We start from the raw sequence: 19,196 nt of genomic DNA on the forward strand, positions 1-19,196 counted from the left end.
AAGCTGGCGTCACGGCATGCCAATGTGAGTATCTAGAGATGCTCTTGGATTGGTAAAGGGCACTGAGGCGCGGCGGCCCCCGCCGCCGTGCCGTACCCACAGAAGGAGCCGGACCTTGACCCACGGTAAGAAGCTGCGCGACCGCATCGCCGGGCCCGGGACCACACCGCTGATCGGCGTCTACGACATGTATTCGGCGTCCATCGCCGCCAAGCACTACGACGGCATGTTCGTCTCCGGATTCGGCTTCGCCGCCTCGTACTACGGCCTGCCGGACATCGGATTCATCGCCTGGCCCGACATGGTGGCCTTCGTCCAGCGCCTGCGCGGCGCGTTCCCGCACCACCACCTCCTCGTGGACATCGACGACGGGTACGTCGACCCCGAGGTCGCCTGCCATGTCGTCGAGCACCTGGAGCGCATCGGCGCCTCCGGCGTGATCCTGGAGGACCAGAAGCGGCCCCGCCGCTGCGGTCACGCCGACGGCAAGCAGGTGCTGCCGCTGGAGGAGTACCTGGAGAAGCTCCACCAGGTCCTGGAGACCCGCAGGGATCTGGTCGTCGTCGCCCGCACCGACGCGACCGACGAGCACGACATCCTGCACCGCGCCGAGCGGCTCGCCGCCACCGACGCCGACGTGGTGCTGGTCGACGGGGTGCGCAGCGTGGAGTGGATCAAGCGGATCCGGGAGGTCGTCGGCGACAAGCCGCTGCTGTTCAACCAGATCGCGGGCGGCAAGTCCCCCCGCCTGTCCCTGAGCGAGCTCTCCGAACTCGGCGTGGATGTCGCGATCTACAGCACGCCCTGCCTGTTCGCGGCGCACGAGGCGATGGACTCGGCGCTCAGCGGGCTCAAGGCCGCCGACGGCCGGCTGCCCGTGGTGGACCCGGCGAGCGGGGTCGGGGTGCAGGCGTCCACCAGCCTGCTGGAGCGCAACATCGCCCGCGACCGGCTCGTCGCCGAGGGCGTGGGCGTGTGAGAGCCGCCCGCATCGGTACGGCGGCCGCGCTCACCGCCGCCTTCGTCGGCGCGGGCGCCGCCCCGGCGCTCGCGGACAACAGCCTGGTCACCCTGGTCGACAACTCGCATGCCGACTCCTGGCTGGAGGTCGACCGCACGGCCAACGTGCAGACCGGCAAGGGCGACGCGGGCAGCGACCACGACGGCAGCGCGGTGGACGCGATCCAGGCCCTCTTCGGCAACCCTCCGTCCCCGGACGAGGACTGAGGGCCTGAGAGAGCGGTCGCGCGCACGCGGTCGGCGGGTACGACCGCGTGCCGGGGCGACGAGGGCCGGGCACCTCCGCGAGGAGGCCCCCCGGCCCCCGTCGCCCCTCCTCACATCCGGCCGAAGCCCTCCCGCCCCGGTACGCCGAACGGCCCAGTCAGAGGTCTGTGCACCGGAATACAACACCGTCCTGTGGTGCTGTAAAGGTGAAAGGTGCATGACGGCGAAGGGCTGGTGGGCGATGGCGGCAGACCCGATGGGCCCGGTGGTCCGCACCCCGCACGGCGCCGTACGCGGCCGCTACGAGCACGGCGTCGCCGTGTTCCGGGGGATCCCGTACGCCGCCCCGCCCGTCGGCCCCCGCCGCTTCCGGCCCCCCGAGCCGCCCGAGCCCTGGGACGGTGTGCGGGAGGCCGCCGCGTTCGGCCCGACCGCGCCGAAACCGCCGTACTCCGAGGCGTTCGCCCAGTACCTGTCCGACCCCTCGATCCCCGGCGACGACTGCCTCAACCTCAACGTATGGACGCCGGACCCGGCCCCCGGCGCCCGGCTGCCCGTCCTGGTCTGGCTGCACGGCGGCGCCCTGACCAGGGGTTCCTCGGCCGTGCCGGTCTACGACGGCCGTACCTTCGCCCGCGACGGCGTCGTCTGCGTCTCCGTCAACTACCGGCTGGGCATCGAGGGGTACGGGCTGTTCCCGGACGCCCCGCCCAACCCCGGCCTGCGCGACCAGCTCGCCGCGCTGCGCTGGGTGCACGAGACGATCGCGGCGTTCGGCGGCGACCCGGACCGGATCACCCTGTGCGGCCAGTCGGCCGGCGCGATCAGCGCGGGCGTCCTGCTCGCCTCCCCCCACACCGACGGCCTGATCCGCCGCGCGGTGCTGCAGAGCGGCCCGCCGGAGGTCTTCGAACGGGACAAGGTACGGCGGATGGTGCGCCGGATGGCCGCCCGGCTGAAGATCCCGGCCACCGCCGCCGCCTTCGCCGCGGTGGACCGGGACCTGCTGCTGCGCACCCAGGCCGAGGTCGGCCGGCTCGCGAGCCCGGTGCTCGGCGGACCGGCGTTCGGCATCGTCGTGGACGGCGACCTCGTGCCCCGCGACCCGCTCGACGCCCTGATCGACGGCGACACCGCGCGGGGCGTGGACCTGCTGATGGGCTGGACACGGGACGAGTACCGGCTGTGGCTGGTGCCCGGCGGCCTGCTGGAGCACATCGACCGGCTCGGTGCCGTCGCCGTCGCCGGGGCCATGGCCCGCTGCCACGCGAGCCATGAGATCCCGCGCGGCTACCGCGCCCTGCACCCCGACGCCGGCGCCGCCGAGACCGTCGGCCAGATGGTCACCGACCACATCCTGCGCGTACCGCTGCACCGCCTCGCCGACGCCCGCCCCGCCACCAGCCACCTCTACGAGTTCGCCTGGCCCTCCCGCCGCCCCGACCTGCGCGCCTGCCACGCCCTGGAGCTGGGCTTCGTCTTCGACTCCGGCGACATCCCGGAATCCCAGAAACTGGCCGGCGAGGGCGCGCCGCAGGAGCTGTGCGACGAGATGCACGGCGCCTGGGTGCGCTTCGCGACCACCGGCGACCCCGGCTGGGAAGCCTGGAACCCCACCCACCCCGTCCGCGTCTTCGGCGACGGCGCGCCCTACACCGCCCACGGCCCCCGCGACGCCGAGTACGCCCTCTGGTCCACCACCCCCCGCACTCCACCGCCGCGCCCCGCCTCCGTCCCCCGCGCCCCCGGCGCCGAACTGGCCGCCGCCATGCGCCGCCTGCGCCGCTCGGTGGGGGCGCGGCGCCACTGAGTGAGGCGGAAGGGCGCGCCCGGCTTCGGCGGCGCCCGGTGTACGCCGGTCCGTGCCCGGTCTCAGCCGGCCCCGGTGAGGAACTCCTCGACCAGTCCGGCCAGTTCGGCCGGCCGTTCCACCCGCGCCACATGGCCGCTCGCCAGCTCGGCGTAGCGGCTGTGCGGGATGCCGGCCGCGAATTCGCGCGCGTTCTCGACGGGGATCAGCGCGTCCAGCGTGCACCCGATGACCAGGGTGGGGGCCTGGACACGGGGGAGCGCGGCGCGGATGTCCGTCTTCAGGTCGGCGTCGATCTGGCGCAGCAGGTTCGCGCTGGGCCGCATGGCGGTCGCCAGCTCCTCCACGGCCTCGCGGCCGAGGGAGTCGAGGTAGGGGCGGCTGAACGCCGTCAGCATGGCATAGCGCGCGAAGGCCCTCGGACGGTCGGCCAGCGAGCGCCAGACGGCCATCCCGTTCTGGATGTACGGGTCCTCGGGCCCGCACCAGCCGGACAGCGCGATCAGCCGGCGCACCAGTTCCGGGCGGTCCGCGGCGAGCAGCGCGGCGACGGGCGCCCCGAGCGAGTAGCCCAGGACGTCCACCGGGCCGCGCCCCAAGTCCTCGACTACGGCGGCCAGTTGGGCGGCGAGCACCTCGACGGTCAGCTCCCCGCCGTCGTCCTCGGCCGCCTCGCTGCCGGACAGGTCAGGGAGGACGACGGTGTGCCGGGCGGTGAAGTAGCCGAGGGACGACTCCCAGGTCACCGACCCCGCGCCGGTTCCGTGGAGCAGCACGAGAAGGGGCCCGGAGCCCTCCAGGCGGTAGGGGATGCGGGCACCGTCGACGGTCACAACAGGCATGGTTCCTCTTCCGTGGCGGGTGGTGGCGTCCGTGTCGTGCCGCCCACGATCCGCCGTCCGGGCCCGGTCGGGGAGCGGAGCGTTCTTCCTGGGATCGGTGGTCCCAGGCTCCGGCGGCCCGAAGGGGCCGCCGATGCCGGACCATGGGGGCATGCGGACCGAACTGAACCGCCGTGAACTTGCCGACTTCCTGCGCCGTTCGCGGGAGCGGCTGCGCCCCGACGACGTGGGGCTGGCCGCCGGGCCCCGGCGCCGGACGCCGGGACTGCGGCGCGAGGAGGTGGCGCAGCTGGCCGGGATGTCCACCGACTACCTGATGCGCCTGGAGCAGGCGCGCGGCCCGCAGCCGTCCACCCAGCTCCTCGGCGCCCTGGCCCGTGCGCTGCGGTTCACCGAGGACGAGCGCGATCACCTGTTCGTGCTGGCCGGGCACCGCCCGCCGGAGGGCCGCCGGGCGGGCGGCCATGTGCGTCCGGGGCTGCTGTACCTCCTGGACCGGCTGACGCACACCCCCGCGCAGATCCTCGGCGACCTGGGCGACCTGCTGGCGCAGAACGCCGTGGCGGAAGCCCTCTTCGGCTGTGTGTGCACCGTGGCGGAGCCCGACCGGAACGTGGTGTGGCGGTGGTTCACCGAGCCCTTCGTCCGCGAGGCGTATCCGCCCGGCGAGCACGAGCGGCACGGCCGGCTGCTCGTCGCCGACCTCCGCACGGCGGTGGCGCGCCGCGGTCCCGGCGACGCGGAGGCGGCGGCGCTGGTGGCGCGGCTGCGCGGGGCGAGTGACGAGTTCGCCGCCCTGTGGGACCGCCATGAGGTGGCCGTCCGGCGGCGGAGCCGGCTGCGGGTGCGGCACCCGGAGGTCGGGCTGATCGAGTTCGACTACGAGGCGCTCCTCAGCCCCGCCGAGGACCAGCGGCTGCTGGTCTTCACGCCCCCGCCCGGCTCACCGAGCGCCGACGCCCTCGACCTGCTGCGGGTCCTCGGCCCGGAAACGGCACACCGCGGCCACCGGTGACGGCCGGCCGGGAAACCGCCGGTCAGCTCGGCAAGCCGCCGGTCGGCCCGCGAAATCGCTGGTTGACCCGGAAACCGCCGGTCGGCACGGAAAAACGTCGGCCGGGGCCCGGAAACCGCCCGTCAGTCCGCCCCCGCCTCTTTCTGCGGTTCCGCCCCCACCCCCGCCCCCGTCCCCAGGGTCCGCGCGATCGAGGTGATGCTCTCCGGGCCCACCCGGCAGCAGCCGCCGATCAGCCGTGCGCCGTGGGCGCGCCAGGACGTGACCTCGGCCGGGCCGAAGGTGGCGGGGCCGGTCCATGAGTGGGTGTCGGCGTGCCAGGATTCGCCGCTGTTGGGATAGACGACCACCGGTTTGCCGGTGACGCGGGCGGCGAGGCCGACGGCGGAGGCCGCGTCCTGCGGGGCGCAGCAGTTCACGCCGACCGCGATGATCTCGTCCGCGTCGGCCGCGAGGGCGAAGGCCCGCTCCAGGGGCTGCCCGGCGCGGGTGCGGGGGCCGTCGATCGTGTACGACAGCCAGGCCGGGATCCCGAGGCCGCGTACCGCCCGCAGCAGCGCGGTGGCCTCGTCGGTGTCCGGGACGGTCTCCAGCGCCAGCACGTCGGGACCGGCGGCGGCCAGCGCTTCCAGGCGCGGCCGGTGAAAGCGCTCCAGCTCGGTGACGGTGAGCCCGTAGCGGCCCCGGTACTCGGAGCCGTCCGCGAGCATCGCGCCGTACGGCCCGGCCGAGGCGGCCACCCACAGGGGACGGTCGACGCCCGCGCCGTGCGCCCGCCGGGCCGCGTCCCGAGCCAGCCGGACGCTCAGTGCGAGCAGGCGCGCCGCCTCCGCGCGGTCGATGCCGCGCCGGGCGAAGCCCTCGAAGGTGGCCTGGTAGCTGGCGGTGATCGCCACGCTCGCGCCCGCCAGGAAGTAGGCGAGGTGCGCCTCGGTGATCGCTTCCGGCCGCTCGGCGAGCAGCCGCGCGGACCACAGCTCGTCGCTCAGGTCGTGCCCGGCGGATTCCAGCTGGTTGGACAGCCCGCCGTCGAGGACGACCGTCCCGGCGGCGAGGGCCGCGGCGAGGGTGAGGGTGGAGGCGTTGCCGGTCATACCGGTGACGCTAGTCCACCGGCACGGGGAGCGGCCCCGGTGTCCAGGAGGTGGGCAGGCCACCGGGCCACACGTTCCGGTGCGCGCCGAAGCGGTCCGGGGCTAGCGTGGCCGTATGACCGCAGACCTCACAGGAACGTCTTTCGCCGCGCTGCACCGGCCCGGCGAGCCGCTGCTGCTGCCCAACGCCTGGGACCATGCCTCGGCCGCCGCCCTGGCCGCCCGTGGCTTCGCCGCGATCGCCACGTCCAGCCTCGCGGTGGCGGCGGCCGTCGGGCTGCCCGACGGGGCGGCGGCGACCCGCGAGCACACGGTACGGCTCGCCCGCAACCTCGGTTCCGGGCCGTACCACCTGTCCGTCGACGCGGAGGGCGGCTTCAGCGACGACCCCGAGGAAGCGGCGCGGCTGGCGGCGGAGTTGTGGGCCGCCGGCGCGGTCGGCGTCAACCTGGAGGACGGGCTCGGGGCGAGCGAGCTGCTGGCGGCGAAGATCCGCGCCGTCAAGGCCGCCGTACCGGGGATGTTCGTCAACGCCCGCACGGACACGTACTGGTTGGGCGACGGCGACGAGAAGGACACCCTCCGCCGTCTCGGCGCCTACCAACAGGCGGGCGCCGACGGCGTGTTCGTGCCCGGACTCACCGACCCGGCCCGCATCGCCGGCCTGGTGCCGCGCCTCGGCGCCCCCCTCAACATCCTCCACTCGCCCACCGGACCCACCGTCGCGCAGCTCGCCGACCTCGGCGTGGCCCGGATCAGCCTCGGTTCCCTGCTGTACCGCAGGGCGCTGGGCGCGGCGCTGGACGCGATGACCGACATCGCCGCGGGGCGGGCGCCGGGCGGAACGACGCCCTCTTACGACGAGGTGTGCGCACTGGAGCGCAGCGCCCCGGTCAGCAGGTCCGCGAACTCCGCCGGGTGATCGAGCACCCCCAGGTGCCCGCCGGGGAACTCCATGAACGCCGCGCCCAGCCGCCCGGCCAGCAACTCGGCCGTACGGTACAGGAGTTGACCGCGTGAGCCGGTGCCCGCGACGAGGGTGAGCGCGGGGGCCGGGCCCGGCGCGGGGACCGGTGTGTAGGTGGTGAACGGACGCAGCACCCGGCCCAGGAAGACCCCCATCGGTGTCGCCGAGTCGCCCTCGGCGGGCGGCCGTTCGCCGCCGTCGAGCTGTCCGATCAGCTCGGCGCGCCGCTCGGCACCGTCGGGCAGCACGGTCACGCACGGCGGCTCGTGCGCGACCACATGTGCCAGCCGCTCCGGATGCCGCGCGAGCAGATCGAGCGCCGCGATCCCGCCCGAGCTGGTCCCGAACACGTACGCCGACTCGCCCTCGGGCAGCACCGCCGCCAGCACCCGGTGCGCCCCCTCGCTCCAGTCCGCCACCCGCTGCTCGGGCACCGGCAGGCCCAGCCGGCCGTGGGCGAGCCCCAGCGGGTCGTACGCCACCACGGTGAACCGCGCGGCCAGCCGCTCGATCAGCGGCCCGAACCCCATCGGGTGCCCGGCGCCGCCCGGCAGCAGCAACAGCACGGGCCCCTCGCCCGTGACGTCGTAGTGGTCGCGGCGCTCGTCCGCCGGCTCGCTCATCGCTCGTCCTCTCCGGGGCCGGCGCCCGAGGTACGGGCGCCGATCTTCCTGACCGGCCGACCCTACGTCCCGCACGGCTCCGGAGCCTCCGGATTACGCGGCGCCCGGATCGGGGGAGAAGACGAAGGAGAACTCCGCCGGCCGCGCCCGCAGTTGGTACGGGGGAAGCGGGCCGGGGCCGCAGGACTGGGAACCGATGCCGTGCTGGGCGTGGTCCAGGTTGACCCAGACCGTGTCGCCCGGCACCAGACCGGTCCGGTGGGTGGCGGCGTCCAGCTGCTCGGTGGTCCAGCGGCGGGCCGTCAGGAGGAAGACGGGGTCGCCCTCGACGCGCAGACCGCCCAGCTCCGCCCAGCGGACGTCGATCCGGGCGCCGTTCTCCTGCGGACGGACGTACGGCGTCTGGAGGTCCGCCACCGCCGCTTCCCAACGCCCCGTCATCGCAGCCGACTTGGTGTCCGGATACGCCTCTCCCGGACCGCCGCCGAACCACCGCACCCGGTCGGTGGCGACCGCCGGCAGCCCGAAGCGGATGCCGAGCCGGGGGAGCGGCAGCGTCCAGTCGCCCTCCGGTACGACGCTCATGGTCAGCCGCAGCCGGTCCCCGTCCGCCGTCCACCGGTACCCCGCCGACAGCCCCAACTCCGTTGCGGCGGGCGCCACTCGGGTGCGCACGGTCAGCGCGGCGCCGTCCGCCTCCACCGTGTCGAGCCGGTGCCGCATCCGGTGCAGGCCGAGCCGGCGCCACAGCGGTCCGCAGCGCGGGTCGTCCTGCCAGGCGGCGCCCTCGTCGTTGTCGGTGGCCGCCCGCCACACGTCCAGCCTCAGACCCGTGACGGCCACGTCACCGATCGCCGTCAGGGCACCGGTGCGCGCGTCGAACCTGCCGGGACCCAGGGTGAACTCGCCCCCACGAGCGCGGAGTCGGGCGGTCGCCGGGACCCGTGGCGGCGTGCGGTCCGAGGCCGGGAACTGGCCCCACGCGACGACATGCCCCCGCCCCGCCCACGGCGCGTCGGCCGCCAGTACCGCCCTGATCAGCCAGTGCGCCTCACCGTCCGGCGCCCCGGCCGGCGGCGCGGGCAGCTCGACCTCCGCCGACGCGCCGGGCGCCAGGGCGGGCACCGGCAGCGGTCCGGAGGCCAGCGTCACCCCGTCCACCTGGTACGACCAGGAGAACCCGAGCGCGGACAGATCGGCGGTGTCGTACCCGTTGACCACCCGGACCGCCCCGTCCCCGCCGTCGCCCGTGATGGCGACCGGCTCCAGCACCTTCTTGTACTCGGCCAGGCCGGGGGAGGGCCGCCGGTCCGGGAAGACCAGCCCGTCGCAGACGAAGTTCCCGTCGTGCAGCTCCTCCCCGAAGTCCCCGCCGTAGGCGAACCCCAGCTCCGGATGGGCGATGCCGTGATCGATCCACTCCCACACGAAGCCGCCCTGGAGCCGGTCGTACGACGTGAACAGCCGCTGGTAGTCGGCGAGTCCACCGGGTCCGTTGCCCATGGCGTGCGCGTACTCGCACAGGAGGAAGGGGAGCCGGCGCCTGCGCGCCGGGCCGCCGTCCAGGTGCCGGCCGATGCGCTCCACCTCCGCGTGACCGGCGTACATCCGTGAATAGACGTCCGTGTCACGGCAGTTGCGGTCACCCTCGTAGTGCAGCGGGCGGGAGGGGTCGCGGGCGCGGATCCACTCGGCCATCGCGGTCAGGCCCCGGCCCGTGCCCGCCTCGTTGCCCAGCGACCACAGCACGACCGACGGATGGTTCTTGTCCCGCTCGACCATCCGGGCCGCCCGGTCCAGCAGGGCGGGGGTCCAGCGGTCGTCGTCAACCGGGTTGTCCCGCCAGCCCACTTCAGTGAAGCCGTGGGTCTCCAGATCGCACTCGTCGATCACCCACAGGCCGTACTCGTCGCACAGGTCGAGGAAGGCCGGGTGCGGCGGATAGTGGGAGGTGCGCACGGCGTTGATGTTGTGCCGCTTCATCAGCAGCACGTCCGCGCGCATGGTCGCCAGGTCCAGCGCCCGGCCCCGCTCCGGATGCCACTCGTGCCGGTTGACGCCCCGGAACAGCACCGGCCGCCCGTTGACCCTGAGCAGCCCGTCCGCCACCTCCACCGTGCGGAAGCCGATCCGCAGCGGCACCCGTTCGCCGCCGGTGGCCAGCACCCCGTCGTACAGCCGCGGCACCTCCGCCGACCAGGGCCGCACCGGCACCGTCACGGGCTCCCCGGCCGGGACGTCGATGCCGAGGTCCGGGACGGTGACCCTGCCCGCCACGTCCGAGTCGACGCGCAGGGTGCCGGTGCCCGTGCGCGGGTCGTAGGAGGCGCCCATGAAGAAGTCCCGTACGGCGCCGGGCGGGCGGTGCAGCAGGGTGACATCGCGGAAGATGCCGGGCAGCCACCACTGGTCCTGGTCCTCCAGATAGGAGCCCGCCGACCACTGGTGCACCCGTACGGCGAGCACATTGCCGGCGGTCCGCAGCAGCGGTCCGACCGCGAACTCGTGCGGCAGCCGCGACCCCTTGAAGGTGCCCAGCTCCGTGCCGTTCAGCCACACCCGTGCGCAGGACTCCACCCCGTCGAAGCGCAGCACCGCCCCGTCGCCGTCGGCGTGTGGCCAGTCGTCGGGGAGGTCGAAGACCCGCAGGTGGTCGCCGGTCGGGTTCTCGGTCGGCACGCGCGGCGGATCGACCGGGAACGGGTAGCGGTGGTTGGTGTAGACGGGGGAGCCGTGGCCCTGGAGGACCCAGTGGCCGGGGACCGTGATGTCGGCCCAGCCACCGGCGTCGTACCCCTCCCCGCACCCCTCCCGCGCGAACGGCCCGGCCCCGGCCGTCGGTGACAGCCGGAAGCGCCAGGTGCCGTTCAGGCAGAGGGACTTGGCGTCGGAGGACGCGTACCAGGCGCGGGGCGGCAGCGCACCGGAACCGGGCGAGACATCCTCGACGTACTCGGTGTCCTGGTCGTTGCCGGGAGTGGAGGCGGCGGACATCGGTCTCCGATCTGGTGCCACACGCGACGAAAGGTGGGGTCAGCCGGGAGGGATGCTCACGCGAGGCTAGGCGCGGCGCCCGGCCCCCGGCAAGGGGGCCGGGAACACCCTCAGGCGTCCAGGACGCCGGCGACGAAGGCGTTGGTGAACTTGCCCGTGGGGTCCAGGGATCGCACGAGCTCCCGGAAGTCGCCGAGGCGCGCGTACCGCCCGCGCACCACCTTTGCCGGTATGCCGAACACCTTCCCCCAGTGCGGACGCGGCTCGAACGGCTCCAGCGCCTCCTCCAGGCGCCGCACCGCGGGCAGTACGGCCGCCTCGTCCCGCACCCAGGTGAAGTGCAGCGCCACCGAGTCCCGCCCGTGCGCCGGGCTGAGCCACTGCCGGTCGGCGGCGACCGTCCGCACCTCGCAGGTCTGGAGCACCCCCGCGACGGCCTCCCGTATCCCGTGCACCGCTTCCAGCGCGCCGAGGGCCGCCGCGCGCGGCACCAGGTACTCCGACTGCGTCTCCGCCCCGCTGCTGGGCGTGAACTCCGCCCGGAAATGCGGCAGTCGCTCATGCCAGGGGCCCGCGACGCCCAACTGCCCGGTGCAGTTGACGGCGGGCATGCCCGGCACCGGATGCACCGGGCGCCCGGCCGGCGCCGCCCAGGGGAACTCCACCGCCGGCTGGTCGGTGCGCCGCTTGACCCACACCTGGCGGAAGCCCGGCTCCCGCCAGTCCGTGAACAGGCTGACGCTGTACGCCGATCCGGCGACCGCCTCGAACTCCAGTCCCTCCAGCGGCAGTTCGGTGAACACATGCTGCTCCACCTCGAACGCCAGTTCGAGGTCGAGGGTGAGCGCGGTGACCACGCCCAGCGCGCCCAGCGAGGTCACCGCGCCGCCGAAGCGGGCGTCGCCCCGGCCGATCGTCACCGTCGTACCGTCCGCGACCACCAGCTCCACCTCCCGCACCGCCGAGGCCAGCGGCGGATTGGCCACGCCCGAGCCATGGGTGCCGGTCGCCACCGAACCGGCCACCGAGATGTGCGGCAGCGAGGCCAGGTTCGGCAGGGCGAGACCACGGGCGTGCACCGCGCGGGCCAGCTCGGCGTAGCGGACCCCGCCCGACGCGCGGACCGTCCGCGCCGCCGTGTCCACCTCGATCACCGGCGCCAGTCCCGCCGCCGACAGCAGCACACCGTCCGGTCCCGGATCGGCGACCCGGTTGAAGGAGTGCCCGCTGCCCAGCACCCGCACCTTCGCCGCACCGGACACCACGGCACGCAGCGCGTCGAGCGACGCCGGGCGCTGGAACTCCTTCGCCTCGTAGGCGATGGTGCGGGCCCAGTTGGTGACCGTCTCCCTCATGCTGCCGATCCTCTCGCCGGGGCGGCGGGTCCGTTGACCCTCTGATCCGCCGCGACCTACCGTAGAGACCGCTTGCCGCCCGCGCCGCACCGAGCCCGAGGGGTCCGTCCTTGCCCGAGCGCCCGCCGGCCGTGTTCGCCATGGCGGCCGAGAACGTGCCGTACCTCTTCCCGCCCGGCCTCCTCGCCCGCCTGCGCACCCACCTCGACCTCGATCCCGCCCTGGTGGCACAGGACTTCACCGGGCCCCAGGCGCGCGCGGCCCTCGCCCGCGCCGAGGTCCTGGTCACCGGCTGGGGCTGCCCCCGCCTGGACGCGGCGGCCCTGGACCGCGCCCCGAAGCTGCGGGCCGTGCTGCACGCGGCCGGGTCGGTCAAGGGGTTCACCACCCCCGAGGTGTGGCGGCGCGGCATCCTCGTCTCCTCGGCCGCCGACGCCAACGCCCTGCCCGTGGCCGAGTACACCCTCGCCATGATCCTGCTCACCGGCAAGGACGTCTTCGCGCTGCGCGAGGAGCTGCGCGAGCGCCGGGACGTCCCATACGGCGCGATCCGCCCCGGCCTCGGCAACCACGGCCGCCGGGTGGGCGTCGTCGGCGCCTCCCGCGTCGGCCGCCGGCTGATCGGACTGCTGCGCCCCCACGACCTCGCCGTCAGCCTCGCCGACCCCACCATCGGCGCCCCCGAGGCCGAGCGCCTCGGGGTGCCGCTGCTGCCCCTGGACGAGCTGCTGCGCACCAGCGACGTCGTCACCCTGCACGCCCCCGCGATCCCCGCGACCCGGCATCTGATCGGCGCCCGCGAGCTGGCCCTGATGCCCACCGGGGCGGTGCTCCTGAACACCGCCCGCGGCTGTCTCGTCGACCATGACGCGCTGGCCGCCCAGGTGCGCGCCGGGCGGCTGCGCGCCGTCCTGGACGTCACCGACCCCGAACCGCTGCCCGCCGGCTCCCCGCTGCTCGACCTGCCGGGCGCCTTCGTCACCCCGCACCTGGCCGGCTCCCAGGGCAACGAGCTGGCCCGCCTCGGCCGGGTGGTGGTCGAGGAGGCCGCCCGGCTCGCGGCCGGCGAGGCACCCCGCCACGCGGTCGACCCGGCCACGCTGGACCGGATGGCCTGAAGCCGGATCGCATGGCCTGAACCCGGACCGGACGGTCTGAACCCGGATCGGACGGTCTGAACCCGGATCGGACGGTCTGAACCCGGACCGCCGGGGAACCCCTGACCGGCCGGGGGACCCTGACCTCCGGGGAACCCCTGACGGACGCGCCCACGGGACCCGGCACCGCTCCGCGCGAGCCGGGGGCATACGGTTGGGCCGTACGCCTGAGCCGGGAGGAGACATACGGATGGGCACACGCACCGCACTGGTCGAGGATCTGATGGAGCGCTTCCCGCACGTGCCGCGGGAAGCCGTCTTCAAGGAGGACCTGCTCCGCGGCGGTGTCGCCTTCGACAAATCCGCCCTCAGCGACAACGAGGGCGGGGACGTCAAGCCGAAGTCCTACTTCATCTTCTCCTTCGACCACGGCACCCTGCCCGAGCTGGGCGAGGCCGCGCTGCGCCGGCCCCCGGAGGAGATCATCCTCACCGGCGGGCCGTACGACCTGCGCCGTACGGTCGTCTCCGTACGGGTGAACCCCGCCTCCCCCTACCGGGTCGCCGCCGACGACTCCGGAGTGCTCGGCCTCTACCTCGACGGCAAGCGCATCGCCGACGTCGGGGTGCCGCCGATGCCGGAGTACTACCGGCACACCCTCTCCAACGGGAAGTCCGTGATGGAGGTGGCACCCACCATCCAGTGGGGCTACCTCATCTATCTGACCGTCTTCCGGGTCTGCCAGTACTTCGGCGCCAAGGAGGAGTGCCAGTACTGCGACATCAACCACAACTGGCGCCAGCACAAGGCCGCCGGGCGGCCCTACACGGGCGTCAAGGACGTGGAAGAGGTCCTGGAGGCCCTGGAGATCATCGACCGGTACGACACCCAGAAGGCGTCCACCGCCTACACCCTCACCGGCGGCGCCATCACCAAGACGGTCGCCGGGCGCGACGAGGCCGACTTCTACGGCCACTACGCCAAGGCCATCGAGGAGCGCTTCCCCGGCCGCTGGATCGGCAAGGTCGTCGCCCAGGCGCTGCCCAGGGACGACGTGCAGCGGTTCAAGGACTACGGCGTGCAGATCTACCATCCCAACTTCGAGGTGTGGGACCGCCGGCTGTTCGAGCTGTACTGCCCCGGCAAGGAGCGCTACGTCGGCCGCGACGAGTGGCACAAGCGGATCCTGGACTCCGCCGAGATCTTCGGCGCGCGCAATGTGATCCCCAACTTCGTGGCGGGCGTGGAGATGGCGGAGCCCTTCGGCTTCACCACCGTCGACGAGGCGATCGCGTCCACCACCGAGGGCCTGCGCTTCTTCATGTCCCACGGCATCACGCCCCGCTTCACCACCTGGTGCCCGGAGCCGACCACCCCGCTCGGCAAGGCCAACCCGCAGGGCGCCCCGCTGGAGTACCACATCCGGCTGCTCCAGGCCTACCGGCAGACCATGGAGGACTTCGGGCTGTCCTCCCCGCCCGGCTACGGCCCGCCCGGACCCGGCCGCGCGGTCTTCTCGGTCAGCTCCTTCATGGACAGCCTGCCCGCGCAGGAGACGGCCGGGGACGAGGAGCCGGTCAGGGCCTGAACCGCGACCGTGCGTGACCGGCCGCGCACGGGGCGCTTGTCAGCGGGGCCGGGCCCGTGAAAGGCTCGGTTCCGCGAGGTTTACGCCAACTCCGTCGTCCCTGTGGTGAGTTGACCTCGCCCGTGATGCAGGAGTCCCATGCCCGACCTGCCGACCCCTCAGGACGACGCCGAGACCGCGCTGTTCGCGGAGTCCTGGGCCGCGGTGCTCTCGTACGCCGCCCTGTGCGCCTCCGGCCCCGGCACCGCCCACCGGCTGGCCACCGAGGCGTTCACCCGCGGCATGCGCGAGGTCCGTGCCGCCGGGCGCACCCATGTGCGCGGCGCGGGCCGCCGTCCCGCCCCGCTGCCCATGATCCCGGCCCTGCTCACCGCCGTCCGTGCCACGGCCGCCGCCTGGTCGGCCGCGGGCCAGGACCGGCTGCTCGCCCCCGGTCTGCCCCAGTGGCTGGCCTCGCCCGAGGCGTCCCGCCTCACCGGCTCGCCGCGCGCCCACCCGCCGGTGCTGCGCGCCCTGCGCGAACTCGGCGGGCGGGACGCGGCGCTGCTGTGGCTGGCCGAGGTGGAGGCCCTGCCGCTGCCCACGGCGGCCCACCGGCTCGGGCTGGACCCGGCCACCGCCCGGAGTGAACTCGACCGGGTGCGGGCGCTGTTCCGGGAGCGCTGGCGGCGCGCGCGGGGTGACGAACCGGAGCCCGAGAGCGCCCGGCTGGCCGCCGTGCTGGCGGACGGGGTGCTCGGCTGGGGCGGGCCCGGCTATCTGGAGCGGCGCCGGCGGTCCGCCGAGACACGGCTCGGGAACGGGCGTGCAGGTGAACCCCCCAGGGGTGAACCCGAGGAGCGTCCGGGGCTCGGGCGGCTGCTGCGCGGCGGCGGGATGTTCGCCACCGCCCTGCTGCTGTCGGCGCTGGCGCTGGGCGCCTCGCTCATGGCACCCGGCGGTTCGGGCGCGGATTCCTTCACCGCGCGGGACGACACCGCCGCCACCCGCGACGACGGCGGGACCCCCGACGACACGGGCGCGCCCGGCGACACCGCGGCGCCCGGCGACGCCCCCGCCCGCGGCCGTACCGGCGCCCGCCCCACCCCCGCGCACTCCGCCCCGGCACCCGAGCCGAAGCCGACCCCGACGCCGGACCCGGCGAAGAAGCCGGCGCGGACGTCCCCGGCCAAGCCTGCGCAGACATCCGCGGCCAAGCCGGCGCCGAAGCCCGCCTCCCCGACCGCCCCCGCCACCCCCGGCGGCCGGAACTCCGGTCCCGCGAAGCCCGGTCCGGCCCCCGCCTCCCCGCCCCGCGGCCTCTCCTCCCTGGTCCACGGCCCGCTGGGCGTCCCCGCGCCCCCGACCGCCCCGCCGCCCCCCTGCCACGTCGTCTACGACCTGGCCGGCGAGTGGTCCGGCGGCTTCCAGGCCACCGTCACCGTCACCAGCGAGCGGGCCCTGGACGGATGGCGGGTCGGCTGGACGTTCCCGGACGGCCAGCAGGTCGTCCGCGTGTGGGGCGCCACCGCCCGGCAGGACGGCGCCCGGATCACCGCCACCGGCCCCGGCCGGACCGTCCCGGCCCGCACCCCGGTGTCCTTCGGCTTCACCGGCACCCGGACGGCCGCCGACCGCGCCCCCGCCGCCTTCGTACTCGACGGCCGACCCTGCCGATAGCCCCGCCGCGAACCCCGGCCGGGCCGATTGGTCTCTACCTCACGAGGCGTCGTACACCCGTCCCACCTGGACGTATCACGATTCGTGATCGTTCTCAGAGCGGATTGCGTCTTGGAGGGCCCCCGGCGCGGTGCTGGACTGGGGCCACGGCGGATCCCGGCCGAACGGGCCGCGGACCGTGCGCCATCGGCGCCACCTCGATCCAGGAGAAAGCAATGCCTCTCATCCACGTGCAGCAGACCCCCGGCAAGACCGCCGAGCAGAAGGCCGAGTTGGTCCGCGAGCTGACCGACGCGTACGTCCGGGCCACCGGCAGCAAGCCGGAGAGCGTCTGGGTGACCGTGCAGGAGATCGGCACCGACAGCTGGTCCATCGCCGGTGAGACGCTCGCCGCCCGCGCCGCCAAGCGCTGAACCCGCGGGTCGGCCCCGATCCGCCGTTTCCGGGCGCACACCCCCCGTTCCGCCCGGAAACGGCTTCCCCTCCGGTGACCCAAGGAAGTTGCCACGTGTCATGAAGACCGCATCCACCCGGACCCCCTACGCGCTGCTGCTCGCCGTCCTGTCCTCGCTGAACGCGGGCGGCCTGTTCGCCTCCGACATCAACCTGCCGGGCGTCCCGGCCACCGCGCACGCCTTCCACACCCCGGTCGCGTCGGTGCAGTGGACCTTCAGCGCCTTCATGATCGGCATCGCCCTCTCGCAGGCGGTCTACGGCCCCATATCCGACGCGTACGGCCGCAAGCGCGTCATCGTCTCCGGGCTCGGCCTGTTCGTCCTCGCCTCGCTGGTGTGCGCCGCGGCGCCCACGGTCGAGGTGTTCGGCGCGAGCCGGCTCCTCCAGGCGCTGGGCGCCGGCTCCGGCATGGTGCTCGGCCGGGCCGTGATCAGCGACCTGTACGAGGAGAAGGACGCGGCCCGGATGTTCGCCACGGTCATGCCGATCGTCGGCGTCTCCCCGTCCGTCGCCCCGCTGATCGGCGGCTACCTGACGACGTACGTCTCCTGGCGCGCGCCGTTCGTGGTCACCGCGGCGATCGGCCTGGTGACCCTGGTCGCGATGGTCACCGCGATCCCCGAAAGCCTGCCGCCCGAGCGGCGCAGCAAGCACCTGGGCGCCACCCTCAAGAGCTACCCCAAGCTGCTGTCCCGCCCGCTGTTCTGGGCCTACACCGTCAACCTGTGCGTGGCGTACGGCGGTTACTTCGGCTACCTCGCGGCCTCCCCGCTGGTGTTCGAGCGGATGCGGCTGGCCACCGAGACCACCAGCTACTGCTACATCACCGTCTCCCTCGCCTACGTCGCCGGCAACCTCACCTCGCGCGCCCTGGTCCGCACCCGGTCCGTCAACCGGCTGCTGTGGACGGGCCACGGCTTCTTCCTCGTCGGCGCGCTGATGATGCTGGGCCTCGGGCTCAGCGGGGCCGGCGGGCGCTGGGGTCTGCTGGTGCTGGTCTTCATGCCGGTGATGACGTTCGGCAACGGGTTCCTGCTGCCGCTGTCGATGAGCGCGGGCGTCACCACGTTCCGCTCGACCGCCGGTTCCGCCTCCGGCCTGATGGGCGCGCTCCAGCTGCTCTCCGCCTCGCTGGGCATCTACCTCTCCAGCCGGCTGCCCGCCGGTGACCTGTTCGCCCTCGGCTGGTTCGTGCTGACCGCCGCGGTGCTGGGCATCTGCGCCTTCGGGCTGTTCCTGTCGCTCGCCTCCCGCACGACCGCGACCGCACCCGCGCCGGTGTCCGCGCCGGTGCGCGACGGCGGCGAGCGCCCGGCCGACCGGCCCGCCGCCGACCTCCAGGAAGCCGCCGTGGACTAAGGCCGCGCAAGGCCGCCCGGCCGACGGCAGCGGTACCCGTACGACGCCGACGCGCGTACGGGTACCGCTGTCACGTGTGCGAGGATTCCTCTGCGACGGCCCCGAAGTCTGTATTGATCTATTCATCAGCACAGGTTTTCCGCATTTCCCGCACAGGGCCGCCGTCGAGGATTGGGGGGGTCCTGTGGAACTGCGCCAGATCCAGTACTTCGTCGCCGTCGCGGAGGAACTGCATTTCGGCAGGGCAGCCGAGCGGCTGCACATCGGCCAGCCCGCGGTCAGCCAGCAGGTGCGCCGGCTCGAACGGGAGCTGCGCACCCAGCTGTTCGACCGCTCCAGCCGCTCGGTCACCCTCACCGCGGCCGGGCAGGCCCTGCTGCCCGAGGGCCGCGAACTGCTGAAGGCGCTGGACTCCTTCGCCGCCAAGGCCCGGCGGCTGGCCGCCCAGAAGGACGCTACCTTCCGGGTCGGGATCAGCTCAGCGCTGGGGGAGCGCCTGGACGACTTCCTGGACGCGCTGCCCGACGCCGGGTCCGGCACCCGCTTCGAGTTCCAGACCCTCGGCGCCCACCACCGCCTGGAGGGGGTGCGGGCCGGACGGCTGGACGCCGCGTTCGTGCGCGGCGTCGAGAGCGCCCCCGGACTGCGGCTGCTCACCCTCTGGTACGACCCCCTGGTGGCGGCGCTCCCCGCCGCCCACCCGCTGTCCCGCCGCACCAGCCTGAACCTCGCCGACCTGGCGGGAGTGCCGCTGCGCATCGCCTCCCGCGGCGAGAACCCCGCGCTGTTCGACGCCGTCGTCGCCGCGTGCCGCAAGGCCGGATTCGAGCCCACCTACGGCGCGCCGTTCACCGGATTCCAGGACACCCTCGCGGAGATCGGCGCGAGCGGCGACGGCTGGACCCTGATGTACCCGACGGCGGCCGAGTCGGTCACCTCGCGCCGGATCGCGCTGCTCCCGCTGGACGGGGAGCCCATCACCATGCGGATGTTCCTCGCGCTGCGGGAGGACGCGGACCCGCTGCGGCTGCAACTGCTCACCGAGACGGCGGCACGGGTCCGCCACAAGACGATGGGTGGGGCCTGACCGGCACGCACCGCGCCCCGCAC

Annotated in this window: 16 protein-coding genes; 11 read left to right on the top strand and 5 right to left on the bottom strand. The window is 74.3% G+C overall.

Annotated elements, in window-relative coordinates; translation table 11 throughout:
- The first annotated feature begins 115 nt into the window (after positions 1-115).
- The 3 genes from AC069R_RS08015 to AC069R_RS08025 all read left to right on the top strand — a co-directional run bounded on the left by AC069R_RS08015 (position 116) and on the right by AC069R_RS08025 (position 3,037).
- Positions 116-979 carry an oxaloacetate decarboxylase gene (locus AC069R_RS08015; protein ID WP_397983361.1) on the top strand — a complete coding sequence of 288 codons (864 nt, stop codon included), beginning with the start codon at positions 116-118 and terminating at the stop codon, positions 977-979.
- Positions 976-1,227 carry a hypothetical protein gene (locus AC069R_RS08020; RefSeq protein ID WP_478765498.1) on the top strand — a complete coding sequence of 84 codons (252 nt, stop codon included), beginning with the start codon at positions 976-978 and terminating at the stop codon, positions 1,225-1,227. Before AC069R_RS08015 ends, AC069R_RS08020 begins: the two co-directional genes overlap by 4 nt.
- A gap of 217 nt (positions 1,228-1,444) precedes the next feature.
- Positions 1,445-3,037 (top strand): carboxylesterase/lipase family protein, encoded by a 1,593-nt coding sequence (locus AC069R_RS08025; RefSeq protein WP_478765500.1) that lies wholly within the window; start codon positions 1,445-1,447, stop codon positions 3,035-3,037.
- Between the two features lie 62 nt (positions 3,038-3,099).
- On the opposite strand, the gene AC069R_RS08030 is transcribed toward AC069R_RS08025, so the two are convergent.
- The gene (locus AC069R_RS08030; RefSeq protein ID WP_478765502.1) at positions 3,100-3,879 is read right to left on the bottom strand and encodes an alpha/beta fold hydrolase; all 780 of its coding nucleotides are present in this window, start codon (positions 3,877-3,879) and stop codon (positions 3,100-3,102) included.
- A gap of 151 nt (positions 3,880-4,030) precedes the next feature.
- Between AC069R_RS08030 and AC069R_RS08035 the strand changes: the two genes are divergently transcribed.
- Positions 4,031-4,894, top strand: a complete 864-nt coding sequence (locus tag AC069R_RS08035; RefSeq protein ID WP_478765504.1) for a helix-turn-helix transcriptional regulator — start codon at positions 4,031-4,033, stop codon at positions 4,892-4,894.
- A 122-nt stretch (positions 4,895-5,016) separates the two neighbouring features.
- Here the strand turns inward: AC069R_RS08035 and mmuM are convergent, their stop codons facing one another.
- Positions 5,017-5,988: a homocysteine S-methyltransferase gene (gene mmuM, locus AC069R_RS08040; protein ID WP_478765506.1), complete on the bottom strand. Its 972-nt coding sequence runs from the start codon at positions 5,986-5,988 to the stop codon at positions 5,017-5,019.
- Positions 5,989-6,103: 115 nt separating this feature from the next.
- Here mmuM and AC069R_RS08045 point away from each other — a divergent pair, with 115 nt between their 5' ends.
- Positions 6,104-6,910 carry an isocitrate lyase/PEP mutase family protein gene (locus AC069R_RS08045; RefSeq protein WP_478765507.1) on the top strand — a complete coding sequence of 269 codons (807 nt, stop codon included), beginning with the start codon at positions 6,104-6,106 and terminating at the stop codon, positions 6,908-6,910.
- On the opposite strand, the gene AC069R_RS08050 is transcribed toward AC069R_RS08045, so the two are convergent.
- The 3 genes from AC069R_RS08050 to AC069R_RS08060 form a co-directional block, all read right to left on the bottom strand.
- Positions 6,844-7,578: an alpha/beta fold hydrolase gene (locus AC069R_RS08050; RefSeq protein WP_478765508.1), complete on the bottom strand. Its 735-nt coding sequence runs from the start codon at positions 7,576-7,578 to the stop codon at positions 6,844-6,846. The two genes, AC069R_RS08045 and AC069R_RS08050, sit on opposite strands and share 67 nt — an antisense overlap.
- Positions 7,579-7,671: 93 nt before the next feature.
- Positions 7,672-10,572, bottom strand: a complete 2,901-nt coding sequence (locus AC069R_RS08055) for a glycoside hydrolase family 2 TIM barrel-domain containing protein (protein ID WP_478765509.1) — start codon at positions 10,570-10,572, stop codon at positions 7,672-7,674.
- Between the two features lie 110 nt (positions 10,573-10,682).
- Positions 10,683-11,927: an FAD-binding protein gene (locus AC069R_RS08060; RefSeq protein ID WP_478765511.1), complete on the bottom strand. Its 1,245-nt coding sequence runs from the start codon at positions 11,925-11,927 to the stop codon at positions 10,683-10,685.
- Positions 11,928-12,037: 110 nt separating this feature from the next.
- On the opposite strand from AC069R_RS08060, the gene AC069R_RS08065 reads away from it, so the two are divergent.
- The 6 genes from AC069R_RS08065 (at position 12,038) to AC069R_RS08090 (ending at position 19,173) form a co-directional block, all read left to right on the top strand.
- On the top strand, positions 12,038-13,045 hold the full coding sequence (locus tag AC069R_RS08065; RefSeq protein WP_478765512.1) for a hydroxyacid dehydrogenase: 1,008 nt from the start codon (positions 12,038-12,040) through the stop codon (positions 13,043-13,045).
- Between the two features lie 229 nt (positions 13,046-13,274).
- Positions 13,275-14,612 carry a radical SAM protein gene (locus AC069R_RS08070; RefSeq protein WP_478765514.1) on the top strand — a complete coding sequence of 446 codons (1,338 nt, stop codon included), beginning with the start codon at positions 13,275-13,277 and terminating at the stop codon, positions 14,610-14,612.
- A 138-nt stretch (positions 14,613-14,750) separates the two neighbouring features.
- A complete protein-coding gene (locus AC069R_RS08075; RefSeq protein ID WP_478765515.1) occupies positions 14,751-16,271 on the top strand; it encodes a cellulose binding domain-containing protein in 1,521 nt (506 codons plus the stop codon).
- A gap of 215 nt (positions 16,272-16,486) precedes the next feature.
- On the top strand, positions 16,487-16,684 hold the full coding sequence (locus AC069R_RS08080; RefSeq protein ID WP_397983351.1) for a 4-oxalocrotonate tautomerase family protein: 198 nt from the start codon (positions 16,487-16,489) through the stop codon (positions 16,682-16,684).
- A 100-nt stretch (positions 16,685-16,784) separates the two neighbouring features.
- The gene (locus AC069R_RS08085; RefSeq protein ID WP_478765516.1) at positions 16,785-18,086 is read left to right on the top strand and encodes a multidrug effflux MFS transporter; all 1,302 of its coding nucleotides are present in this window, start codon (positions 16,785-16,787) and stop codon (positions 18,084-18,086) included.
- A gap of 184 nt (positions 18,087-18,270) precedes the next feature.
- The gene (locus AC069R_RS08090; RefSeq protein ID WP_478765517.1) at positions 18,271-19,173 is read left to right on the top strand and encodes a LysR family transcriptional regulator; all 903 of its coding nucleotides are present in this window, start codon (positions 18,271-18,273) and stop codon (positions 19,171-19,173) included.
- Positions 19,174-19,196: the final 23 nt, after the last annotated feature.

The sequence above is a fragment of the Streptomyces sp. NPDC043952 genome (genome assembly GCF_056435325.1).

Bases quoted from the DNA above. Each gene is read 5' to 3' on its own strand.
- AC069R_RS08025 (WP_478765500.1), top strand. From the start codon at position 1,445: ATGACGGCGAAGGGCTGGTGGGCGATGGCGGCAGACCCGATGGGCCCG.
- AC069R_RS08030 (WP_478765502.1), bottom strand. From the start codon at position 3,879: ATGCCTGTTGTGACCGTCGACGGTGCCCGCATCCCCTACCGCCTGGAG.
- AC069R_RS08035 (WP_478765504.1), top strand. From the start codon at position 4,031: ATGCGGACCGAACTGAACCGCCGTGAACTTGCCGACTTCCTGCGCCGT.
- mmuM (WP_478765506.1), bottom strand. From the start codon at position 5,988: ATGACCGGCAACGCCTCCACCCTCACCCTCGCCGCGGCCCTCGCCGCC.
- AC069R_RS08045 (WP_478765507.1), top strand. From the start codon at position 6,104: ATGACCGCAGACCTCACAGGAACGTCTTTCGCCGCGCTGCACCGGCCC.
- AC069R_RS08050 (WP_478765508.1), bottom strand. From the start codon at position 7,578: ATGAGCGAGCCGGCGGACGAGCGCCGCGACCACTACGACGTCACGGGC.
- AC069R_RS08055 (WP_478765509.1), bottom strand. From the start codon at position 10,572: ATGTCCGCCGCCTCCACTCCCGGCAACGACCAGGACACCGAGTACGTC.
- AC069R_RS08060 (WP_478765511.1), bottom strand. From the start codon at position 11,927: ATGAGGGAGACGGTCACCAACTGGGCCCGCACCATCGCCTACGAGGCG.
- AC069R_RS08070 (WP_478765514.1), top strand. From the start codon at position 13,275: ATGGGCACACGCACCGCACTGGTCGAGGATCTGATGGAGCGCTTCCCG.
- AC069R_RS08075 (WP_478765515.1), top strand. From the start codon at position 14,751: ATGCCCGACCTGCCGACCCCTCAGGACGACGCCGAGACCGCGCTGTTC.
- AC069R_RS08080 (WP_397983351.1), top strand. From the start codon at position 16,487: ATGCCTCTCATCCACGTGCAGCAGACCCCCGGCAAGACCGCCGAGCAG.
- AC069R_RS08085 (WP_478765516.1), top strand. From the start codon at position 16,785: ATGAAGACCGCATCCACCCGGACCCCCTACGCGCTGCTGCTCGCCGTC.